Source organism: Sphaerisporangium rufum (assembly GCF_016863395.1).
Classification (GTDB): Bacteria; Actinomycetota; Actinomycetes; order Streptosporangiales; family Streptosporangiaceae; genus Sphaerisporangium; species Sphaerisporangium rufum.
The window spans coordinates 1-18544 of record NZ_BOOU01000074.1; the positions used below are offsets into that span (position 1 = coordinate 1).

Below are 18544 nucleotides of genomic sequence, written 5' to 3' on the forward strand. Positions count from 1 at the left end.
TGCTAACATACTCAATCTCGCTCGCCGGCGCAAGCGCCAGCAGGAAGATCTTTTGGTTGCAGGGATCGGCAGGCTTACGGCCAGCACACGACTCGACCACCAGGGGTGGTGATGCGAGGGAGATGGCCGGGCGATGCCGACGTCACAAGATTAGCAGCCCTCGACCCGCGCTCGATCCACAATCCGGCGACGATGCGGGCGAGAAGCTTCCGCTGATCGGGGCAGCACCACTACAACAGGCCATGCACCTAGTGGATTCCCGAATGGATAGAGGCCGGCCGTGACAGATCGAGCGATACCCCGGGCCCTGCTCTCGCTGCTGACGGTGGCGGCGGCGGTGGTGGCCCTGGCCGGCATCAAGGCGGTGGACTCCATCGTCGGTCCGGTGGTGCTGGCGCTCGTCCTGACGATCGCGGTCTCGCCGATCCGCGACCTGCTGCGGCGCCGGAACGCGCCGCACTGGCTGGTGGTCGCCGTCCCGCTGGCGACGGTGATCACCATGCTGCTCGGCATGGTGGCCATCCTCACGACTGCAGTGGTGCAGATGGCGGTGCTGCTGCCCGGTTACGCGCCCCAGTTCAACCAGCTCACCGCGGACGCGCAGAAGTGGGCGGCCGAGCGGGGCATCGAACCGCAGGTCAACAAGGCATTGCAGTCCATCGATCCCGGAAAGATCTTCACGCTGGCGCAAGGCCTGCTGTCCAGCGTGCTGGGGGTCGTCTCGAGCCTGTTCCTGATCGTCGTACTGCTGCTCGCGATGAGCCTGGACGCACCCATCATGACGCGGGTGATCGCGGCGGCCGAGGCCGAGCGGCCCGCGCTCACTTCGGCCCTGACGACGTTCGCCCGGAGGACCCGGCGCTACATCCTGGTCTCCACCATCTTCGGGCTGGTGTGCGCGGCACTCGACGTGGTGGCCCTGTACTTCCTGCGCGTACCCCTCCCGCTGCTCTGGGGAGTGCTGGCGCTGATCACGAACTACATCCCGAACATCGGTTTCGTGATCGGCCTGGTGCCGCCGGCGATCCTGGGCCTGCTCACCGGCGGCCCGAAGACGATGATCTTCGTCATCGTGGCCTACATGGTGATCAATATCGTGGTGCAGTCCTTCATCCAGCCGAAGTTCCTCGGGGACGCGGTCGGACTGACGACCACGGTGACCTTCCTGTCGCTCATCCTCTGGGCGACCGTGCTCGGACCGCTCGGCGCGCTGCTGGCCATTCCGCTCACCCTGCTGGCCCGCGCGTTGCTCATCGACAGCGACCCACGGGCCAAGTGGTCCGGCGCGCTGGTCTCCGGGGAGCCGCCGGCGGGCTCGTCGCGGCCGGGTTGACCGGCCGAGACGTCAGGCGGGCGTGCTCATCGGCGACCGCGGCCGTTGCGGGCTGGGCGGGGCCGTCACCTCGCCGGTGCGCCGCGCACCCCACGGCATCGCGGCGACCAGGACCGGGAGCAGTATCACCGAGCTCATGGCCCAGGGCGAGTGGTAGATCCACCACCGGGCGTCGTTGAACTGGGTCAGGTACAGATAGCCGACCGCCGCCCAGGTCGAGGTGCCGATGATGGCGGGCCAGGCGAACCGGGTGGGACGGGCGACCAGGAAGGGCATGAACCACAGGAGGTACTGGGCGCCGAGGCGCGGGGTGACGACCATGAAGGCCAGCAACAGTGCCGTGGTGAGGTCCACCGGATCGGCCCGGCGCCACAGCAGGCCGACGACGAGCAGCGTGCTATAGATCATCCACTGGCCGTAGCGGGCCAGTTCCGCGTCCAGGGTCCAGTCGCCACCGACGGCGATGGCGGTCCAGCCCCACTCGCCGATGATCGGCCGGACGTCGCCGATGGTCCTGATCACCTCGGGCAGCTGGTCCAGCGAGGTTCCCGCACCGATGGGCAGGGTGACCAGGAAGAAGATGGGCGGTACTCCGGTGGCGAAGAACGCGTAGGCGCGGGCCCGCAGATCGGGCAGGAAGAGCAGCATGCCGGGCACCAGCCAGATCGGCCAGCTCTTGGCGCACAGCGCCAGACCCATCAGCAGGCCGGCCACGATGGCGTTGCGCACCGGCCGGGACGTCCTGGCGTTGCGGGCGACGATGAACGCCGCCACGCCGAAGACCAGGGAGACCGGCTCCACCTGCCCGTGCACCGAGGCGACCAGGATCGCGAGCGGGTTACAGGCGTACTGGAACGCTCGGAGGCCGGCGTCCTTGCCGCCGGCCAGCCTGCCGACCAGCGGGATCAGGATGATGTCGGCGACCACGGTCACCAGCCGGCCGGCGATCTCCCAGGGGATGTTCAGCCAGAGCAGCAGTCCGTAGACGTACGGGATGGTGGGCAGGAAATGCCAGCCCCCGTTGCTCTCCAGGACCGGGTCCTTGCGTTCGAGGATGGCCTGGCCCGCCGGTTGGAAGCTGTTCACGAAGTCGACCGGCTGCCAGGTGTCGACCACGGACAAGGACATGATGAGCACGCGGACGCCGATGCCCACCGCCAGCGCGACGAGCAGCGTGGGCCGCCAGCCCTTCCACTGCGCGAGGATCGCCAGTACGACACCTGAGACGAGGACGATCCCCGTGAGAATTGCGTAGTCCATGACGCGCACTAGCCTGCCGGACGTCGCCCCAACCCCACCACTCGGGGGCGAAAATTGGCACCTTTCGCCCAGAATTGTTCACGTAAAGAAGTTTTGTGGCAACTGTGGGTGAGATCCGGCCGCCGCCGCCGCCGGCGCGGGTGCCGGGCTCGCCGGAGCGCTGGGGAACCGCTGGTTAAGCGCCGACCGTGAACGCGGACCGGGGGTGCGCCGAACTACTCGTGTCCGACGCCCTCCTCCGAAGGAACAGCGTGCATGTCCGTTCCCCTGCAAGGCCCGGCACCTCCGATCGAGATCACCGACGCCGACCTGATCGAGCAATCATGGCGTCACCCCGAGCGGTTCGGCGTCCTGTTCGATCGATATTTCGCGGCCGTTCATCGCTATGTGCACATGCGCTTGGGCGAGCCGGCCGCGGACGACATCGCCGCGGAGACCTTCCTGCGTGCCTTCCGCTGCCGGCATCGCTATGACGTCGGACGTCCCAGCGCCCGCGCCTGGCTGTACGGCATCACCTCCAACCTGGTCGCCGATCACCGGCGCAACGAGGCGCGGAGGTACCGGGCCCTCGCCCGCAGCGCCGAGCCCTCCGACGTCGCCGATCACGGTGACCGCGTGATCCAGCGCGTGTCCGCGGCGGCCATGCAGCCGCGGCTGGCCGCCGGTCTGGCCCGGCTCTCTGCCGCCGACCGGGACGTTCTGCTGCTGGTCGCGTGCGCCCAGCTCGGCTACGAGGAGGTGGCCGACGCCCTTGGCATACCCCGGGGCACGGTCGCATCGCGGCTCAGCCGCGCCCGGAAGAAGCTCCGCACGATCATCGGTCCCTACCAGGAGGCCCTGTGATGAACGACCTGCAGACGTTCAAGAACTTCCACGACGGCCTTCCGGGGCCCGCTCCCGAGGTCGCCGCGCGAGCGCGGGAGCGGCTGGCGGCCGAGGCGGTGGCCGAGGCCGGGCGGGCCGGTGGCGTTCCTGCTCCGCGGCGGGTGCCGCGTCCCGGGCGCCCGGCCGGTCGTGGCCGCGTCGCGCTACGGGCCGGCGTCGTGGCCGGGCTCGCGGCGGCGGCGACCGCGGGAGTGATCGTGGTGGGCGGCGACGATGGCTCTCCGCTGCTGGGCACGCCACCGGCCGACGCCGCGGACCTGCTCCGGCAGGCGGCCGTGGCGGCGGCCGGCGAGCACCCTCGGCCGGGCGCGGATCAGTTCGTCTACGTCGATCGTAAGGACGTCGATTACAGCTTCAGCGTCTCGCGCCGTGGAATGTCGCAATACGAGCAGGATGTTCGCCGGGAGGTGTGGTTCCCCGCCGACCCCGGCAAGGCCGTGGCGCGCTCCACCTACGGTGAGAAGCGGCTGATCAGCGGCCGGGGCGACCTGCCGGGCCTGCCCGCCGGAACGGTGGAGTACCAGCGCGCCGGTCAGTGCCACATGGACGTTCTGCACGTGCCGTCGCGGGATATCGGGAACCTCCCTACCGACCCCGACCGGCTTCTCGATCGGGTTCGGCAGAACGCGGAGGCGCTCGTCCGTACTGAGGAGCCCGCGCTCGGAGAGACTCCGCCGGGCGGCGAGCAGATCGACCGGAGGATCCAGCGGACCGTGGCGTCGGAACTCGTCTCGCTGGCCGAGAATCCCTTCGGCTCCGCCCGGACGCGCGCCGCGGTCTTCGGCGCCCTGGCGAAACTCCCCGGCACGACGCTGGTTCCGGGACTGGCCGATCCGGCGGGCCGGCACGGGGTCGGCGCCTCGATCCGCTATCAGGGCCCGGACGGCCCGGAGCGGGAGGAGCTCATCTTCGAGCCCGGGACGTACCGGTTCCTCGGCTGGCGGAGCTGGGGGGAAATGGAGCAGGAGGACGGACGCAGCCGGGAGGTCATGCGCGGCGGCACGGCGATGATGGCCGTCAAGATCGTCGACTCCATGCCGGCCATTCCCCCGGAGAACGAGGCGCCGACGTACTGCTAGCGGCCGGTGACCATGGTGAACCGTCCCGGTGCCGGCCGCGGCGGACCGCACCGCCCGGCCGCACCGCCCGGCCGGGCGGTGCGGCCGGCGCGGTCCGGCCGGCGCGGTCCGGCCGGCGCGGTCCGGCCGGCGCGGTCCGGCCGGCGCGGCGGGCCGGGCCCTGGCGGCCGGTCACGCCGGTTCGGGATGCCGGCCGCCGCCTGTCGCGCTATAAGGTGATGCGTCCTTCGATATGCGGAGCTGGCGGCATGTTCTTTGGCATCACCAACATCTGGGCCTATGTGATCGGCGCGTTCCTGATCATCCTGCTCCCCGGCCCCAACTCGCTGTACGTGCTGTCCACCGGCGCGCGGCGCGGGGTGCGGGCCGGTTACCGGGCGGCGGCCGGGGTGTTCGCCGGCGACACGGTGCTCATGGTGTTGTCGGCGGCCGGAGCCGCCTCGTTGCTGAGGTCGACACCCGCGCTGTTCGCCGTGGTCAAATACGCGGGCGCCGGCTACCTCGCCTGGATCGGCCTCGGCATGATCCGGTCGGCGGTGGCGTCCTGGCGGAGACCGGACCCGGCCGGGGCCACCGAGGGGACACCGCCCCCGGCCGAGACGCGCGACCCGTTCCGGCGGGCGTTCACCGTCAGCCTGCTGAACCCCAAGGCCATCCTGTTCTTCATCTCGTTCTTCGTGCAGTTCGTGGACCCGGGTTACGGGGCACCGGTGATCTCGTTCCTCATCCTCGGCGCCATCTGCCAGTTCTTCAGCGTCGTGTACCTGTCCACGTTGATCTTCGCCGGGGTCTACCTGGCCGGGCAGTTCCGGCGGCGGCGCCGGCTCGCGGCCGGGCTGACCTCCGGGGTGGGTGTGCTCTTCGTCGGTTTCGGTGCCCGGCTGGCGAGCGCCGGCCTGGGATGATCGGCGCCGCGCGGGGACGGCGGGCCTCCACCGGGACGCGTGTGCGCAACGTTACGATCGCACTACGACCGGCGACCCGGCCGGTCCGGCATTCCGTCGGAATAGTGTTCTATGGGCAGGTTGGCCGGACATTGCGGGCGACCGACCACAAATGATGTCAATAATGCTTTTCCTCCACGTTTCGACGATCCGGTCCTCGGGTAGCCGCACAGGCTCTAGCGTCGGTCTTCCGCCGTCGTACGTGGGGGAAGCATGGACCATCCGCCCTTCACCTTCCCGAGGATCACCGCGTTGCTGCGGCAGGCCGTCCCCCGGCTGCTGGAAGGGGTCGTCGCCCCGCTGGCGGTCTTCTACGCCGCGCTCGCCCTGCTCGGCCTGGACGGCGCGCTGATCGCCGCGGTCGCCTGGGTCTACGCCGGCGTGCTGTGGCGGCTGGTCCTGCGCCGGCCGGTGCCCGGCACGATGATCCTGGCCGCCATCGCCATCACCGCGCGGGCCGCCCTCGGCTGGTGGACGGGCAGCGCGGTCGTCTACTTCCTGCAACCCGAACTCGGCACCATCTGCATCAGCGTAGCGTTCCTGGCGTCGGTGCGGCTGAACCGGCCGCTGGTCCAGCGGCTCACCCTCGACTACATCCACCTGCCCGCCGCCGTGCTCCGGCACGAGCGGGTCCGCCGGTTCTTCGCCCGGATCACCCTGCTGTGGGCGTTCGTGCTGCTGGCCAACTCCACCGTCAGCATCTGGCTGCTGCTGCACCAGTCGATCAGCACCTATCTGCTGGTGCGCACCTCGGTGGTGGCCGCCATCAGCGGCGCGGCCATCGCGGTGTCGATCTACGCCTTCCGCCGGATGCTCCGCCGGCTGCACGCCGACCCGCCGGGGCCGGCGGCGATCACCGCGGCCTGAGCCGGCTCAGCCGGGCACCACGTCCGGGCCGACCAGGCCGGCATCGTGCGCCACGATCGCGGCCAGCACCCGGTTGGGCACCTCCAGCCGGAGCAGGATCGCACTGACGTGCGATTTCACCGTCCCTTCCACCAGGTGCAGGCGCCGGGCGATCTGCGCGTTCGACAGCCCCGCGCCGACCAGCGCGAGCACCTCCCGCTCGCGGGCGGTCAGCCCGGCGATCCTGGCGCGGGCCTCGGTGATCCGCGTCAGCCGCGCGCCACCGAGCTCGGCGATGATCCGCCGCGCGATCAGCGGGGAGAAGTACGCCCCGCCGCCCGCCACCGCGCGGACCCCGGCCAGCAGCTCGCGCGGATCGCCGGCCTTCAGCAGGAACCCGCCCGCCCCCGCGCCGAGGGCCCGCGCCACGTACTCGTCCTCGCCGAAGGTGGTGAGCATGACCACCGTGGTCTCCGGGACCAGCCGCCGGATCTCGTCCGCGGCGGCCAGCCCGTCCAGCCGCGGCATCCTGATGTCCAGCAACGCGACATCCGGCCGGTGAGCGCGGGCCAGCTCGACGGCCTCCCGCCCGTCGCCCGCCTCCGCCACCACCTCGACGCCCGGATCGACCGCGAGGATGGCCCGTACCCCGGCGCGGATCATGGCCTCGTCGTCGGCCAGCAGCACGCGGATCGCCGCCGGCCCGCCGTTCCCGGCGGCCGTCATCGCGCACCGCCGTGCGGCAGCCGGGCGGTCACCTGGAATCCGCCGTCCCGGGGGCCCGCGGTCAGCGTGCCACCGGCCAGCAGCGCCCGCTCCGCCAGGCCGGCCAGCCCGAAGCCGCCACCGGCCCCGTCCCGCGCGGCACCGGTGGCGGGCGGGCCGTTGGCGACGGTGACCAGCGTGAGGCCTTCGTCCACCTCGCCGGCCGCCCGGTGGGCGAGACGTACGGTGACCCGGGCGCCGGGGGCGTGCCGCGCGGCGTTGGTGAGTGACTCCTGGACCACCCGGTAGGCGGTGCGTGCGACGATCTCCGGCACCGGGACGCCCGCGCCGCGCTCCTCCACCTCCACGCGCATGCCCGACTCGCGGGCCCGGTCCACCAGGCCGGTCACGCTCTCGCCCGCCGGGACGAGCGGCGCCGGCCCGGACTCGTCGCGCAGCACGCCGACGATCCGCCGCAGCCGCTCGGTGGTGGCGCCGGCCGCGGCGCGCAACTCGCCGGCGGCCCGCCGGTGCTCCTCGTCCAGCGTGGGCGACACCTCGAGGGCGCCGGCACGCAGCGCGATCAGGGCCAGGTCGTGGCCCAGCGAGTCGTGCATCTCCCGGGCGATGCCGGCCCGCTCGCGCAGCCGGGCCCGGTCGACGGCCATCGCGCGTTCCTTGGTGAGCCGCCTGGCCCGCCCGGCGCGGTGGCGGCCGTACAGCCAGGGCAGCACGGCGGTGAACAGCACGCCGCTCAGCAGGGTGATCCAGAAGCCCACCTCGACGGCGTCCTGCATCGGCGGTGTCGGCCCGCAGGTCACCGCCAGCGCGGCCACCACGCCGGCCGTCATGATCGCACCGAACATGAGCGTGGCCGGGCGGGCGTTCGACATCCGCCGGCCGGCGAGGAAGGCCAGCGCGGCGACGGCGGCGGAGTAGCCGTTGAGCGGCCAGATCTTCACCGGGGTGCGCATCGGGCTCATCGAGATGGTCGCCACCCCGTCCGGCACGAACCAGGGGCCGGCGACCATGACCAGCAGCAGCGCGGCCATCGGGCGGGACCGGGACAGGGCGACGGCCAGGCAGACCAGGAGCAGGCCGGCCAGGGTCACCGGCACCCGCAGGCCGGCGGCGAGGCGACCGGTGGGGTCGCCGTCGATGATGACCGGCAGGCAGAGCGCACCGGCCAGGGCGAGGTCGCGCCCCCGCTCCCGCCAGACCCCGCCGGTCGTCCCGTTCCGTCCCGTCACGGCAGCGACGCTACCGGCCGGGCCGGGCGGCCGGCTCCGCCGGAGGTAGGGGTCCGCCCCTGACGAAAGTCAGGGGCCGGTGGCCACCTTGGGAGGAGGCGGCGGGGCGTCCCGGTTCCTAGCGTTCGAGCCATGACGCATGCTCTGCTCGACCTGCTGAACCAGGCGATGAACTCGCCGTGGGTGTATCTCGCGCTGTTCGCGCTGGCCGCGGTGGACGGCTTCTTCCCCGCGGTGCCCAGCGAGACGGCCGTGATCACCGCGGGCGTCTTCGCGGCGTCCGGGCGGCCGGACCTCGTGCCGGTCGTCGTGGTGGCGGCGCTCGGCGCCTTCGCCGGGGACCACGTCTCCTACCTGATCGGCCGGTCGGCGGTCGGGCGCTTGGAGCGGGGACGGCGCCGCCGGGCGGCGTTCGCGGCGGCCCGGCGCGTGCTGGCCGAGCGGGGCGGGATGGCCCTGGTGGTCGCCCGCTACATCCCGGGCGGGCGGACGGCGGTCACCATGACGATGGGCGCGGTCCGCCACCCGCGGCGGTCGTTCGCGGCCTACGACGCGCTCGCCGCCGTGTCGTGGGCGCTGTACAGCACGATGATCGGCTACTTCGGCGGGCTGGCGTTCGAGAACGACCCGCTGAAGGGCCTGCTGCTCGGCCTGGGCCTGGCGCTGACGATCACCGCGGTGACCGAGGTGGTCCGCCACCTGCGCCGCCGCCGATCCGCGCCGGCCGTGGACGGCGGGGGTGACCGGATCCCGGCGGGCGAGGTGCAGGGCGCCGTCCGCTGACCGATCAGGAAGGATGGCAGCATTTCCCCCAATAAGGGGCCAAGAAAGGACATGGTCATGGGATGCGCACTGGTCACCGGAGCATCACGCGGGCTCGGCGCGGTGATCGCCGAGCGGCTCGCGGAGGACGGCTGGACGGTCGTGCTCAACTACGCGCACGACACGGCGGGAGCGACCGCCGTCGCCGCCCGCATCGGTGAACGGGCCCACGTCCGCCGGTTCGACGTCACCGACGAGGAGGCGGTGCGCCAGGGCATCACGGAGATCCGGGAGGCCGTGGGCCCGGTGACCGTGCTGGTCAACAACGCCACCGGGCCACAGCCGATGATGCCCGTCGAGAAGCAGACCTGGCAGGACCATCTCGACCAGCTGCGCTTCTTCGTCAAGGCGCCACTGCTGCTGCTGCACGCGGCGCTACCCGATCTGCGGGCCGCCGGCGGCGGCCGGGTGATCAACATCGGCAGTGAGGTGGCCGATCTGGGGAACGCCGAGTTCGGGCACTACGTGTCCGCCAAGGCCGCCATGCACGGCCTCACCCGGTCGTGGGCGCGCGAACTCGGGCCGCACGGCATCACGGTCAACACCGTCGAGCCGGGATGGATCCCGGTGGAGCGGCACGAGGGCGACGACGTGAGCGAGTACCGCGACAGCCTGCCGCTCGGGCACATGGGCGTGCCGCAGGACGTCGCCGAGGCGGTCGCGTTCCTGGCCTCCCCGCGCGCGCGGTTCATCACCGGCCAGCGGCTCGCGGTGAACGGCGGCAAGACGATGAGCTAGTTACGGCCGGTCCATTCCCCTGCGGCGGCGAGCCGGAATCTCATCACTCGTTGATTTCATCATGTGATGAGTTTATGGTGAGGGCACGCATCACGCTTCGGCGTGCCGGAGGGAGACCACTCCATGTTCACCACTCAGGGCGACCCCGCCGCCGGGTCACGGGCCGGCGCCAGGCCGCTGATCCTCCCGTTCACCGAGATCACCAGGGAGATGACCGGCCTGGCCGGCGGCAAGGCCGCCAACCTCGGCGAGCTCACCCGGGCCGGCTTCCCGGTGCCGCCCGGCCACTGCCTCACCACCGAGGCCTACCGCCGGGTCACCCGCGGCGCGGGCCTGGCGGAGGTGCTGGACGCGCTGGCCGGCACCCCCGCGCAGGACACCGCCGGGCTGGCCGCCCTCGCGGCCCGCGCCCGCGAGCTGGTGCTGGCCGCGCCGGTACCCGACGACATCGCCGCCGCCGTGCGGGAGGCGGCCCGCGAGCCGGTGGCGGTCCGGTCCTCGGCCACGGCCGAGGACCTGCCGGACGCCAGCTTCGCCGGCCAGCAGGACACCTTCCTCAACGTCACCGGCCCGGACGCGGTGCTGGACGCGGTCCGCCGCTGCTGGGCCTCGCTGTGGACCGACCGCGCCGTCGCCTACCGGGCCGCCAACGGCGTCGACCACGCCGGCGTCCGGCTGGCGGTGGTGATCCAGCGGATGGTGGCGGCCGAGGTCGCCGGCGTGATGTTCACCGCCGACCCGGTGACCGGCCGCCGCCACCAGACGGTCATCGACGCGAGCCCCGGACTCGGCGAGGCGGTCGTGTCCGGCGCGGTCAACCCCGACCACTTCGTGGTGACACCGTCCGGCGAGATCGTCACCCGGCGGCTCGGCGACAAGCTGGTCGCCGTCCGACCGGCCGAGGGCGGCGGGGTGGAGCGGGTCGGCCGGGACGGGCCGGCGGCCGGGGCGGCCTGCCTGACCGACGAGCAGGTGCTGGCGCTGGCGCGGCTCGGCACCCGGGTCGAGGACCACTACGGCGCGCCGCAGGACACCGAGTGGGCCATCGACGCGGCCGGCACCCTGTGGCTCACCCAGGCCCGGCCGATCACCACCCTGTACCCGCTGCTCGGCGCCGGCCGCACCGGGCGGGTGTACTTCTGCTTCAGCCTGGCCCAGGGCCTGCACCGGCCGATCACCCCGATGGGCCGCTCGGCGATGACCCTGATCGCCTCCTCGGTGCTGGGGCTGTACGACCCCCGCCGGCGCGCCGAGGACGTCCTGCCGGACGACCCGGCCATGCGGCTCTTCTTCGACATGACCGGCCCGCTGCGGGGACGGATCGGCCGCGCCGTGCTGCCGCGGGTCCTGGACATCATGGAGGCGCGCTCGGCGGTCGTGCTGCGCTCGCTGCTCGACGACCCGCGGTTCACCCCCGGCCGCGGCCGGCCGCTCGCGGCGCTGCGCTTCGCGGCGCGGCTGGCGCTCACCTACCGCCTCCCGGCGCGGATGGCCGCCGCGCTGGCCGACCCGCGCACCTCGCGACGGCGCATCGATCAGGTGGCCGAACTGCTGGGGCGCCGCCTGGCGCCCCCGCCGGGGAACCCGACGGCCGGGCAGCGCCTGGACCACGTCGAGCGCTGCCTGGGTTCCCAGGTCATGCCGCTGCTGCCGCTGATCGCGCCCGGGCCGCTGGCCGGGCTGCTGATGTTCGCGCTGGCCGCGCGGCTGCTGCGCGGCCGCACCCGGCCCGGCGAGCTGCTGACCGTGCTGCGCGGGTTGCCGCACAACGTCACCACCGAGATGGACCTGGCCCTGTGGGACGCCGCGACCCGGGTCCGTGCCGACGAGGCGTCGGTGTGCGCCCTGTCCGGCGACGGGCCGCCGGACGGCGAGCTGCCGCCGGTGCTGCGCGCCGAGCTGGCCGCCTTCCTTGACCGCTACGGGCACCGGGCGGTCGCCGAGATCGATCTCGGGGTGCCGCGCTGGTCGGACGATCCCGCGCACGTGCTCGGCGTGCTGGCCAACTACCTGCGGGTGGACGACCCGGCCGCGGCGCCGGACGCGCAGTTCTCCCGGGGTGCCCGCGAGGCGGAGGCGATGGTGGCCACGCTGGCCCGCCGGGCCGGGCCGGTGCGCGGACCGCTGGTCCGCTTCGCGCTGCGCCGCGCCCGCGCGCTGGCCGGAGCGCGCGAGACGCCGAAGTTCCTCGTGGTCGGGGCGCTCGGCGCGATGCGCGAGCAGCTCGCCGCGGTGGGCGCCGAGCTGGCCGGCCGGGGGTTGCTGGCGGCTCCGGAGGACGTGTTCATGCTGAGCCTGGCCGAGGCGCGCGAGGCGGTCGCCGGCGCCGACCGGCGCGAGCTGGTCGAGCGGCGGCGGGCGACCTACGCGCGGGAGATGCGCCGCAGGCACGTCCCCCGGGTGTTGCTGTCCGACGGCACCGAACCGGAGGCCACCGCCACGGCGCCGCCGGCCGAGGGCGCGCTGACCGGCACGCCCGCCTCCCCGGGCACCGTGACCGGGATCGCGCGCGTCGTCCTGGACCCGGTCGGTGCCCGCCTGGCGCCCGGCGAGATCCTCGTCGCCCCGTCCACCGACCCGGGATGGACGCCGCTGTTCCTGACCGCCGGCGGCCTGGTCATGGAGATGGGCGGCCCGAACTCGCACGGCGCGGTGGTGGCGCGGGAGTACGGCATCCCGGCCGTGGTCGGCGTGCCCGGCGCCACCTCGGCGGTGACCGACGGTCAGACGATCACCGTGGACGGGACCGGCGGCGGGGTCCTGATCGCACCACCCGCGGGCTGACCGGCCGGGCGCGCGGCGAACACGGACCGGATGTACCGAGTATTTTTGGGGGATTCTGTCCGGTCGACCGGCTGCCGGTCCGCAACGTGGAGGCGAGCGCCGGTCGTGACGGCGAACGAGATGCCCGGCCGGCCGGCGGGCGCGGACCCGGCGGCGGGGAACGAGTCCGTGGCCACCCTGGCCTGGCTGGTCGAGGCGCTCGGCGCGCCGGTGGCCGGGCGGTGGGCGCAGGTGCGGGCCGCGATGCGGGCGGGGTCCGGCACCAGCGCCGGCACAGGCGCCAGCACGGACGGCTGGACGGACGGCTGGACGGACGGCTGGACGGACTCCGACCCCTGGCTGGCCAGAGACGGCCGGTCCGGCGGGCTCTGGAGCCCGCCGGACCTGATCGACGCCTGGCCGCCTCCCGCCACGGGCGGGTTCGCGGCCGCGCTCGCCCCGGCGGTCCGCCGTACCCGGCACCGCGCGCCGGCGGCCCGCGGCACCTCCCCCAGCGCCGCCGCGCCGGCCCCGGTCCCGGCCGGCGAACCCGCCCGCGCGGTCCGCGAGCAGGCCGAGGCCTGGCTCGGCGGCGCGGTCGGCCCGCTGCTGCGCGGCGTGCTGCTGACCCCGGACGCCCCCGGTGGCGAGTTGCAGGCCGCGGCCGCCGAGCGGCTCGCCCTGCCGAGCCACATCGAGCTGCCGCCGCCCTGGCGGCCGGCCGACGCGTTCGCCGGGCGGCGGCTGGACCTGCTCTACAACCTGCAAATCGGGCCGGGCGGGCGGCTCGCCCCGCTGGACACCGCCACGGTCCGGGCCGGGCAGGGCGAAGTCTGGCGCGAGCACTGGGCACGGCTGGGCGCCGCCGGGAGCTTCGCCGAGGTAGCGGCGGCGGCCCGGCTGGCGGCCCGGCTGATGCGCCACGCCCCGCTCGCCGGCGCGCTGCGCCGGGCGGCCGGGTCCGCCGATCCGGTGACCGGCCTGCTCGCGGTGGGCGTCGCCCGGCGCTGGTTGCTCGCCCTGCGCGCGATGGCATGGTTGGAGGACGCGGCGCGCGAGGAGTGGGCCGACGTGCGGCCGGCCGACCTGGCCTGTTTCGCGTTCGGCGCGATCCGCCCCGCCTGGCCTCGTCCGGCCGTGGCGGTCAGCCACCGGTCGCCGGAGGTGAAACCGGCGCTGCGCCGGACCGGCCTGTGGGCGTCCGGCCGGTGCGGGATCGACGCGACCTCCGTTCCGGGGTGGGAGACCAACACCGGCATGGTGTGGAGCCTGTTCGCCGCCACCCCCGGGATCGTCCGGGTGCACTCCCCCGGCTACCTCGACTCGCCGTGGTGCCGGCGCGAGGCGGAGCTGACCCGCCACCTGGTCGAGCGCGGTGATTTCCTGGCCGGGCGGTGGGTGGCCGACCTGGCCACCAGTGACCTGGGCCGGTTGGCGACCGCCTTCGCCGACTGGGAGGAGGCGAGCCGGATGCCCATGCCCGGCGGAGCACCGGCCCGCGCGGCGGCGCCGCCGGCCCGGGTGCTCGCGGCGGCGCGGGTCGTGTCCCTGATGCCCCTCGCCCCCTCGGCGCCGCCGGCGCCGTGGACGGCCGGCGATCATTCGCCCGCCGAGGTCCCGGCCGGTCACCGGGTCTGGGTGCCGGCCCCGCCGGCCGCCTGGGAGACGGCGATGCTGCGGGCGGGGGGCGCGCTGCGCGTGATCAACACCATGCTCGCCGATGCCGAGCTGACCAACAGCCTGGTGGCGGAGTTCCTGCTGGGCGGCACCGAGTTCCCCGGCCCGGCCCCGACCGGCAACGCGGGCGGGTGGCGCGACTACCGTTCGGTGTTCCGCGACCTGCAGTCGTGGTGCGGCGGCGGTTCCGCCGAGCCCGCGCTGCGGCTGCCCGCGGGGTACCCCGCCACGCAGGCCGCGCTTGATCTGGAGATGCTGCGACGGCTGCCGGAACTCGGCCCTGGCGGCGCACGGCTCGGCGACGCGCTCACCGCCTTCGAATTCCTGCGCACGGTGTGGCCGGCGCTACCCGGTGACCGGCGGGAACGGTCACCGGCGGTGGACTGCCGCGGCCTGACCCGCACCCGCTGGCCGGGCGACCCGCGGCTGTCGTTACATCGCGGCCTGCTCGCGATGCGTCCCGCCACCCCGGTGTGGGTCATCCAGTCCGCCGGGCAGGACGTCGACCGCTGGCCGATGCCGGGCGATCCGCCGATCCTCACCGAGCACTTCCTGGGGCAGTTCCCCTGGATGCGGGAGAGCCGGGTGGGCCGGGACCGGATCCGGGCGCTGGTGGCCGCCTCGGGGCTGGAGCTGTCCCCGGCGCTGCGCCGCCGGTGCCGCGAGGGTGGATGAAGCGCGTCAGGCGGTCGTGCAGCGCGAGCCGTTGACGCTGAACGACTCCGGCGGCGCGTTGACGCCCCGGTTGGTGGCGGTGAAGCCGAAGGACACCGTCTTGCCAGCACCGATGACGGAGTTCCAGCTCTGTCCGGTGAAGGTGACGTCCGACGCGGTCTGCACGAAGGTGGCGCCCCACGAGTAGGCGACCTTCTGCTCGCCGGGGAACCGCAGATTCAGCCGCCAGCCGTCGATGTTCTGCTTCCCGGTGTTGGTGATGTCGACGTAGCCGGTGAAGCCGGTGCTCCAGTCCTGCGTGCGGTAGCCGACCTTGCAGCTCGGCCCGGCCGTGGGAGTCGGCGTCGGCGTGGGCACCGGCAGGCCGTACTCCGCCTGCGCGGTGAGCGGCGCGGACGGGGCGCTGGCGTTGCCCGCGGCGTCCCGGGCCACCACCTGGAAGGTGTACCACTGGCCGGGCACCAGCCCGCTCGCCACGTACAGCGTCTGCGGCGGCCGGCCGTCGGTGGCCTGGTTCGTGCCGATCTTGACGAAGGTGTCGCCGTCCTTGCGGTACACGTCGTAGGCGACCACCCCGACGTCGTCGGTGGAGGCGGTCCAGCAGAACGGCACCGCGCCGGCGAAGTCCGCCCCGCACACCCACAGGCCGGTGGGCGGGGACGGCGGCTGCACGTCCGCGCTCATGGCGGCGCCGGCCGGCGTCAGGGACATGGCCTGGGCGGAGCCGACCGGGACGGCGGCGAGCGCGAGGGCCGCGGCGGCGACGGCCGCCAGACGCTGGATCGAGCGCATGGTTCACCTTCTCGGGGCGCGGGAGAACTCCGGGATGCTCACGGTGATCGTCGGCCGGGCGTCGCCGGCTGTCAACGTGCGATGACCGGCCGGGCTCCTGGTGAACGGCGCCCGGCCGAATCCGCAGGCCCGGACCGGGCGGCGCGCCCCGGGGCCGCCCGGGCCGCTGAACGTTTCACCACCGGCCCCGCCGCGGCAGGGCCGCCGCTCGCTAGAGTGGCAGGAGTGCGACGTCTCGCGATCTTCACCCTGCTGCTGGCGGTGACGGCGGGCTGCGGCGACCGGCCCACCCTGTCACAGGTGACCGGCATCCTGCGCGAGGACGGGGCCGCGCTGAGCCGGGTCGCCCTCGACGGCAAGTCGGCGGCGCTGTCGGACGACCGCGCCGGGTGCGAGCCCGGCACCCGCCGCAGCGTCTACGCCCTCACCGGCGCGCTGCCGGCCACCGGAGACCGGGCCGCGGCCACCGCCGCGGTCGCCTCGGCGCTGGCCGCGGAGCTCCACCGCATGGGCTACCAGGAGGGCGACAATCCCGAGCCGCGGTTCGGGGTGAACGTCAGCGTGGTGGAGAAGCGCTCCCTGGGCATCGTCTTCACCATCGCCATCCGCGACCGCGCCCCGGAGGTGCAGGTCTCCGGCCGGACCGGCTGCCTGCCGGCCGGCTGAGCGCTCACAGCACCTCGGTGACGTAGCGGCGCAGCATGGTGCCGATCACCTGGTCGGGATCGGCGGCCCACACGTCGGCGTTGAAGATCTCCACCTCGATGTCGCCGCGATAGCCGGCCGCGTCCACCGCGGCGCGCACCGGCCGGAAGTCGATGACGCCGTCGCCCAGCATGCCGCGGCCGAGCAGCAGGTCGGCCGGCAGCGGCACCAGGAAGTCGCAGACCTGGAAGGCCGCGATGCGCTCGCCGGCCCGTGCGATCAGCTCGGGCAGTGCGGGATCCCACCACAGGTGGAAGGTGTCCACCACCACGCCCACCGTCGCGGCCGGCCAGCGGGAGGCCAGATCCAGCGCCTGGCCGAGAGTGGACAGCACGGCCCGGTCGGCGCAGTACATCGGGTGCAGCGGCTCCAGCGCCAGCCGCACGCCCGCCGCCCGCGCGTACGGCGCCAGCTCGGCGAGCGCGTCGCTCACCCTGGCCCGGGCGCCGGGCAGGTCGCGCGAGCCGTCCGGCAGGCCGCCGACGACCAGTACCAGGCAGCCGGCCGCCAGGGCGGCCGCCTCGTCGATCGCCCGCCGGTTGTCGTCCAGCGCGGCGGCGGCCTCCGCCGGGCCGGCGGCGGTCAGGAATCCGCCCCGGCACAGCGAGGACACCCGCAGGCCGGCCGCGCGGACGAGTTCGGCGCTGCGTGCCAGGCCCTGCTCGGCCACCTGCTGACGCCACAGCCCGATCGCCGGGATGCCGAACCGGGCGCACGCGTCCACCGCCTCGGCGACCCCGAGCCGGCGGGTGGTCCACTGGTTCAGCGACAGCCGGGCCAGCCGCGGGTCGCCCGGCGGCGGAGTCGGCACGGCCGCCGGGCGCCCGCTCGGCACGTCCACCACGCCATCCGCCCGGCCGTCCGCCGCCCCGTCCATCGGCCCGGCCATCGGGCCGGCCGCCGGGTCAGGGGCGCTCATCCGGCGATCCCGTGCGTCGCGAGCAGTGCGCGCATCCGGGACTCGGCCAGTTCGGGGTCGGGCAACAGCCCGGCCCGGTCGGCCAGCCGGAACACCTCGGCCAGGTGCGGCAGGGACCGGGCGGACTGCGCCCCGGCGACCATGCAGAACGCGTCCTGGTGGCCGGCCAGCCAGGCGAGGAACACGATGCCGGTCTTGTAGTGGAAGGTCGGCGCCTCGAAGATCTTGCGGGCCAGCGGCACGGTCGGCGCGAGGATCTCCTGGTAGCGGGCGGGGTCGCCGACGTCCAGCGCGGCCAGCGCCGCGGCGGCGGCCGGGGCGATCGGGTCGAAGACGCCGAGCAGCGCGTCGCTGCCGGACTCGATGAGCGGCACGTAGTTGAAGTCGTCCCCGGTGTACAGCCGCACGCCGTCCGGCAGGGCCGCGCGCAGCGCCACCTCGTGCTCGGCGTCCAGCAGCGACACCTTCACCCCGTCGACGCGGCCGGGATGGTCGTGGATCAGCGCGAGCAGCGACTCGGTGGCCGCGCCGACCTCGGGCGAGCCCCAGTAGCCGGCCAGCGCCGGGTCGAACATCTCCCCCAGCCAGTGCAGGATGACCGGCCGGTCCACCCCGGCCAGCAGCTTTCCGTAGACGGCGCGGTAGTCCTGCGGGCCGGCGGCGATCGCGGCGAGCTGCCGGCTGGCCATCAGGATCACCCGGGCCCCGGCGGCCTGGACGGCCTCGACCTGCTCGGCGTAGGCGGCGAGCACCTCGGCCCGGGTGGCGGCGCCCGGCGCGTGATCGGTGCCGGCACCGCAGGCGACCAGGTCGGCCGGGTCGCCGAAGTCGGCCGCCGCGGCGGCGCTGCGGCGGATCAGCTCGCGGGTGGCCGGCCAGTCCAGGCCCATGTTGCGCTGGGCGGTGTCCATGGCGTCGGCGACCCGCAGGCCGAGCGACCACAGATGGCGGCGGAAGGCGATGGTGGCCGGCCAGTCGACCGCGGCCGGCGCGCCGGGGGCGTTGCCGCCGAGCGGGTCGGCCACCACGTGCGCCGCGGCGTAGGCCACCCGGGCGCGCGGCGGCCCGGACGGGCGGGGCCAGGCGCCGGGCCGGCCGGTCCGGTACGGCTCCAGGGTCCCCTCGGCAGTGGGCAGCGTGATCATCGGCGG

The 18544-nt window shown here is 74.3% G+C and carries 16 protein-coding genes; 10 read left to right on the forward strand and 6 right to left on the reverse strand.

The features are described from left to right. Nucleotides 1-280: 280 nt before the first annotated feature. Nucleotides 281-1333: an AI-2E family transporter gene (locus Sru01_RS27170; protein ID WP_239137775.1), complete on the forward strand. Its 1053-nt coding sequence runs from the start codon at nt 281-283 to the stop codon at nt 1331-1333. A gap of 12 nt (nt 1334-1345) precedes the next feature. Here the strand turns inward: Sru01_RS27170 and Sru01_RS27175 are convergent, their stop codons facing one another. Continuing rightward, complete coding sequence (locus Sru01_RS27175; protein ID WP_203991275.1) at nt 1346-2593, reverse strand: putative hexosyltransferase; 1248 nt, start codon at nt 2591-2593, stop codon at nt 1346-1348. A 255-nt stretch (nt 2594-2848) separates the two neighbouring features. Between Sru01_RS27175 and Sru01_RS27180 the strand changes: the two genes are divergently transcribed. From Sru01_RS27180 to Sru01_RS27195, 4 genes are all read left to right on the forward strand, one after another. Continuing rightward, nucleotides 2849-3436, forward strand: coding sequence for an RNA polymerase sigma factor (locus tag Sru01_RS27180; protein WP_203991278.1), 588 nt, complete (start codon nt 2849-2851; stop codon nt 3434-3436). Beyond that, a complete protein-coding gene (locus Sru01_RS27185; RefSeq protein ID WP_203991280.1) occupies nt 3436-4557 on the forward strand; it encodes a CU044_5270 family protein in 1122 nt (373 codons plus the stop codon). The genes Sru01_RS27180 and Sru01_RS27185 overlap by 1 nt, the downstream gene beginning before the upstream one ends. Before the next feature lie 248 nt (nt 4558-4805). Next, complete coding sequence (leuE, locus tag Sru01_RS27190; protein WP_203991282.1) at nt 4806-5462, forward strand: leucine efflux protein LeuE; 657 nt, start codon at nt 4806-4808, stop codon at nt 5460-5462. A gap of 252 nt (nt 5463-5714) precedes the next feature. Then, nucleotides 5715-6368 carry a VC0807 family protein gene (locus Sru01_RS27195; RefSeq protein WP_203991285.1) on the forward strand — a complete coding sequence of 218 codons (654 nt, stop codon included), beginning with the start codon at nt 5715-5717 and terminating at the stop codon, nt 6366-6368. Between the two features lie 6 nt (nt 6369-6374). Here the strand turns inward: Sru01_RS27195 and Sru01_RS27200 are convergent, their stop codons facing one another. Both Sru01_RS27200 and Sru01_RS27205 read right to left on the reverse strand, forming a co-directional pair. After that, on the reverse strand, nt 6375-7073 hold the full coding sequence (locus Sru01_RS27200) for a response regulator (protein WP_203991288.1): 699 nt from the start codon (nt 7071-7073) through the stop codon (nt 6375-6377). Next, on the reverse strand, nt 7070-8302 hold the full coding sequence (locus Sru01_RS27205; RefSeq protein WP_203991291.1) for a sensor histidine kinase: 1233 nt from the start codon (nt 8300-8302) through the stop codon (nt 7070-7072). The genes Sru01_RS27200 and Sru01_RS27205 overlap by 4 nt, the downstream gene beginning before the upstream one ends. A 132-nt stretch (nt 8303-8434) precedes the next feature. Between Sru01_RS27205 and Sru01_RS27210 the strand changes: the two genes are divergently transcribed. From Sru01_RS27210 to Sru01_RS27225, 4 genes are all read left to right on the forward strand, one after another. Further along, complete coding sequence (locus tag Sru01_RS27210; protein ID WP_203991294.1) at nt 8435-9085, forward strand: DedA family protein; 651 nt, start codon at nt 8435-8437, stop codon at nt 9083-9085. Between the two features lie 57 nt (nt 9086-9142). Further along, nucleotides 9143-9862 carry an SDR family oxidoreductase gene (locus tag Sru01_RS27215; protein ID WP_203991297.1) on the forward strand — a complete coding sequence of 240 codons (720 nt, stop codon included), beginning with the start codon at nt 9143-9145 and terminating at the stop codon, nt 9860-9862. A 123-nt stretch (nt 9863-9985) separates the two neighbouring features. Then, complete coding sequence (locus Sru01_RS27220; RefSeq protein ID WP_239137776.1) at nt 9986-12646, forward strand: PEP/pyruvate-binding domain-containing protein; 2661 nt, start codon at nt 9986-9988, stop codon at nt 12644-12646. Between the two features lie 105 nt (nt 12647-12751). Beyond that, nucleotides 12752-14977, forward strand: coding sequence for a hypothetical protein (locus Sru01_RS27225; RefSeq protein WP_203991299.1), 2226 nt, complete (start codon nt 12752-12754; stop codon nt 14975-14977). Between the two features lie 6 nt (nt 14978-14983). Here Sru01_RS27225 and Sru01_RS27230 read toward each other — a convergent pair whose 3' ends face one another. Next, a complete protein-coding gene (locus tag Sru01_RS27230) occupies nt 14984-15769 on the reverse strand; it encodes a cellulose binding domain-containing protein (protein WP_203991301.1) in 786 nt (261 codons plus the stop codon). A 225-nt stretch (nt 15770-15994) separates the two neighbouring features. Between Sru01_RS27230 and Sru01_RS27235 the strand changes: the two genes are divergently transcribed. After that, nucleotides 15995-16435, forward strand: coding sequence for a hypothetical protein (locus Sru01_RS27235; RefSeq protein WP_203991303.1), 441 nt, complete (start codon nt 15995-15997; stop codon nt 16433-16435). 4 nt (nt 16436-16439) lie between these two features. On the opposite strand, the gene Sru01_RS27240 is transcribed toward Sru01_RS27235, so the two are convergent. Together Sru01_RS27240 and Sru01_RS27245 are read right to left on the reverse strand one after the other, a co-directional pair. Continuing rightward, nucleotides 16440-17351 carry a sugar phosphate isomerase/epimerase family protein gene (locus Sru01_RS27240; protein WP_203991440.1) on the reverse strand — a complete coding sequence of 304 codons (912 nt, stop codon included), beginning with the start codon at nt 17349-17351 and terminating at the stop codon, nt 16440-16442. A gap of 38 nt (nt 17352-17389) precedes the next feature. After that, the gene (locus tag Sru01_RS27245; protein WP_203991305.1) at nt 17390-18538 is read right to left on the reverse strand and encodes a dihydrodipicolinate synthase family protein; all 1149 of its coding nucleotides are present in this window, start codon (nt 18536-18538) and stop codon (nt 17390-17392) included. Nucleotides 18539-18544: the final 6 nt, after the last annotated feature.

Excerpts from the sequence above, each read along its gene's own strand:
- Sru01_RS27220 (WP_239137776.1), top strand. The coding sequence starts at position 9,986 with ATGTTCACCACTCAGGGCGACCCCGCCGCCGGGTCACGGGCCGGCGCC.
- Sru01_RS27200 (WP_203991288.1), bottom strand. The coding sequence starts at position 7,073 with ATGACGGCCGCCGGGAACGGCGGGCCGGCGGCGATCCGCGTGCTGCTG.
- Sru01_RS27175 (WP_203991275.1), bottom strand. The coding sequence starts at position 2,593 with ATGGACTACGCAATTCTCACGGGGATCGTCCTCGTCTCAGGTGTCGTA.
- Sru01_RS27195 (WP_203991285.1), top strand. The coding sequence starts at position 5,715 with ATGGACCATCCGCCCTTCACCTTCCCGAGGATCACCGCGTTGCTGCGG.
- Sru01_RS27240 (WP_203991440.1), bottom strand. The coding sequence starts at position 17,351 with ATGGACGGGGCGGCGGACGGCCGGGCGGATGGCGTGGTGGACGTGCCG.
- Sru01_RS27185 (WP_203991280.1), top strand. The coding sequence starts at position 3,436 with ATGAACGACCTGCAGACGTTCAAGAACTTCCACGACGGCCTTCCGGGG.
- leuE (WP_203991282.1), top strand. The coding sequence starts at position 4,806 with ATGTTCTTTGGCATCACCAACATCTGGGCCTATGTGATCGGCGCGTTC.
- Sru01_RS27230 (WP_203991301.1), bottom strand. The coding sequence starts at position 15,769 with ATGCGCTCGATCCAGCGTCTGGCGGCCGTCGCCGCCGCGGCCCTCGCG.
- Sru01_RS27215 (WP_203991297.1), top strand. The coding sequence starts at position 9,143 with ATGGGATGCGCACTGGTCACCGGAGCATCACGCGGGCTCGGCGCGGTG.
- Sru01_RS27245 (WP_203991305.1), bottom strand. The coding sequence starts at position 18,538 with ATGATCACGCTGCCCACTGCCGAGGGGACCCTGGAGCCGTACCGGACC.
- Sru01_RS27210 (WP_203991294.1), top strand. The coding sequence starts at position 8,435 with ATGACGCATGCTCTGCTCGACCTGCTGAACCAGGCGATGAACTCGCCG.
- Sru01_RS27180 (WP_203991278.1), top strand. The coding sequence starts at position 2,849 with ATGTCCGTTCCCCTGCAAGGCCCGGCACCTCCGATCGAGATCACCGAC.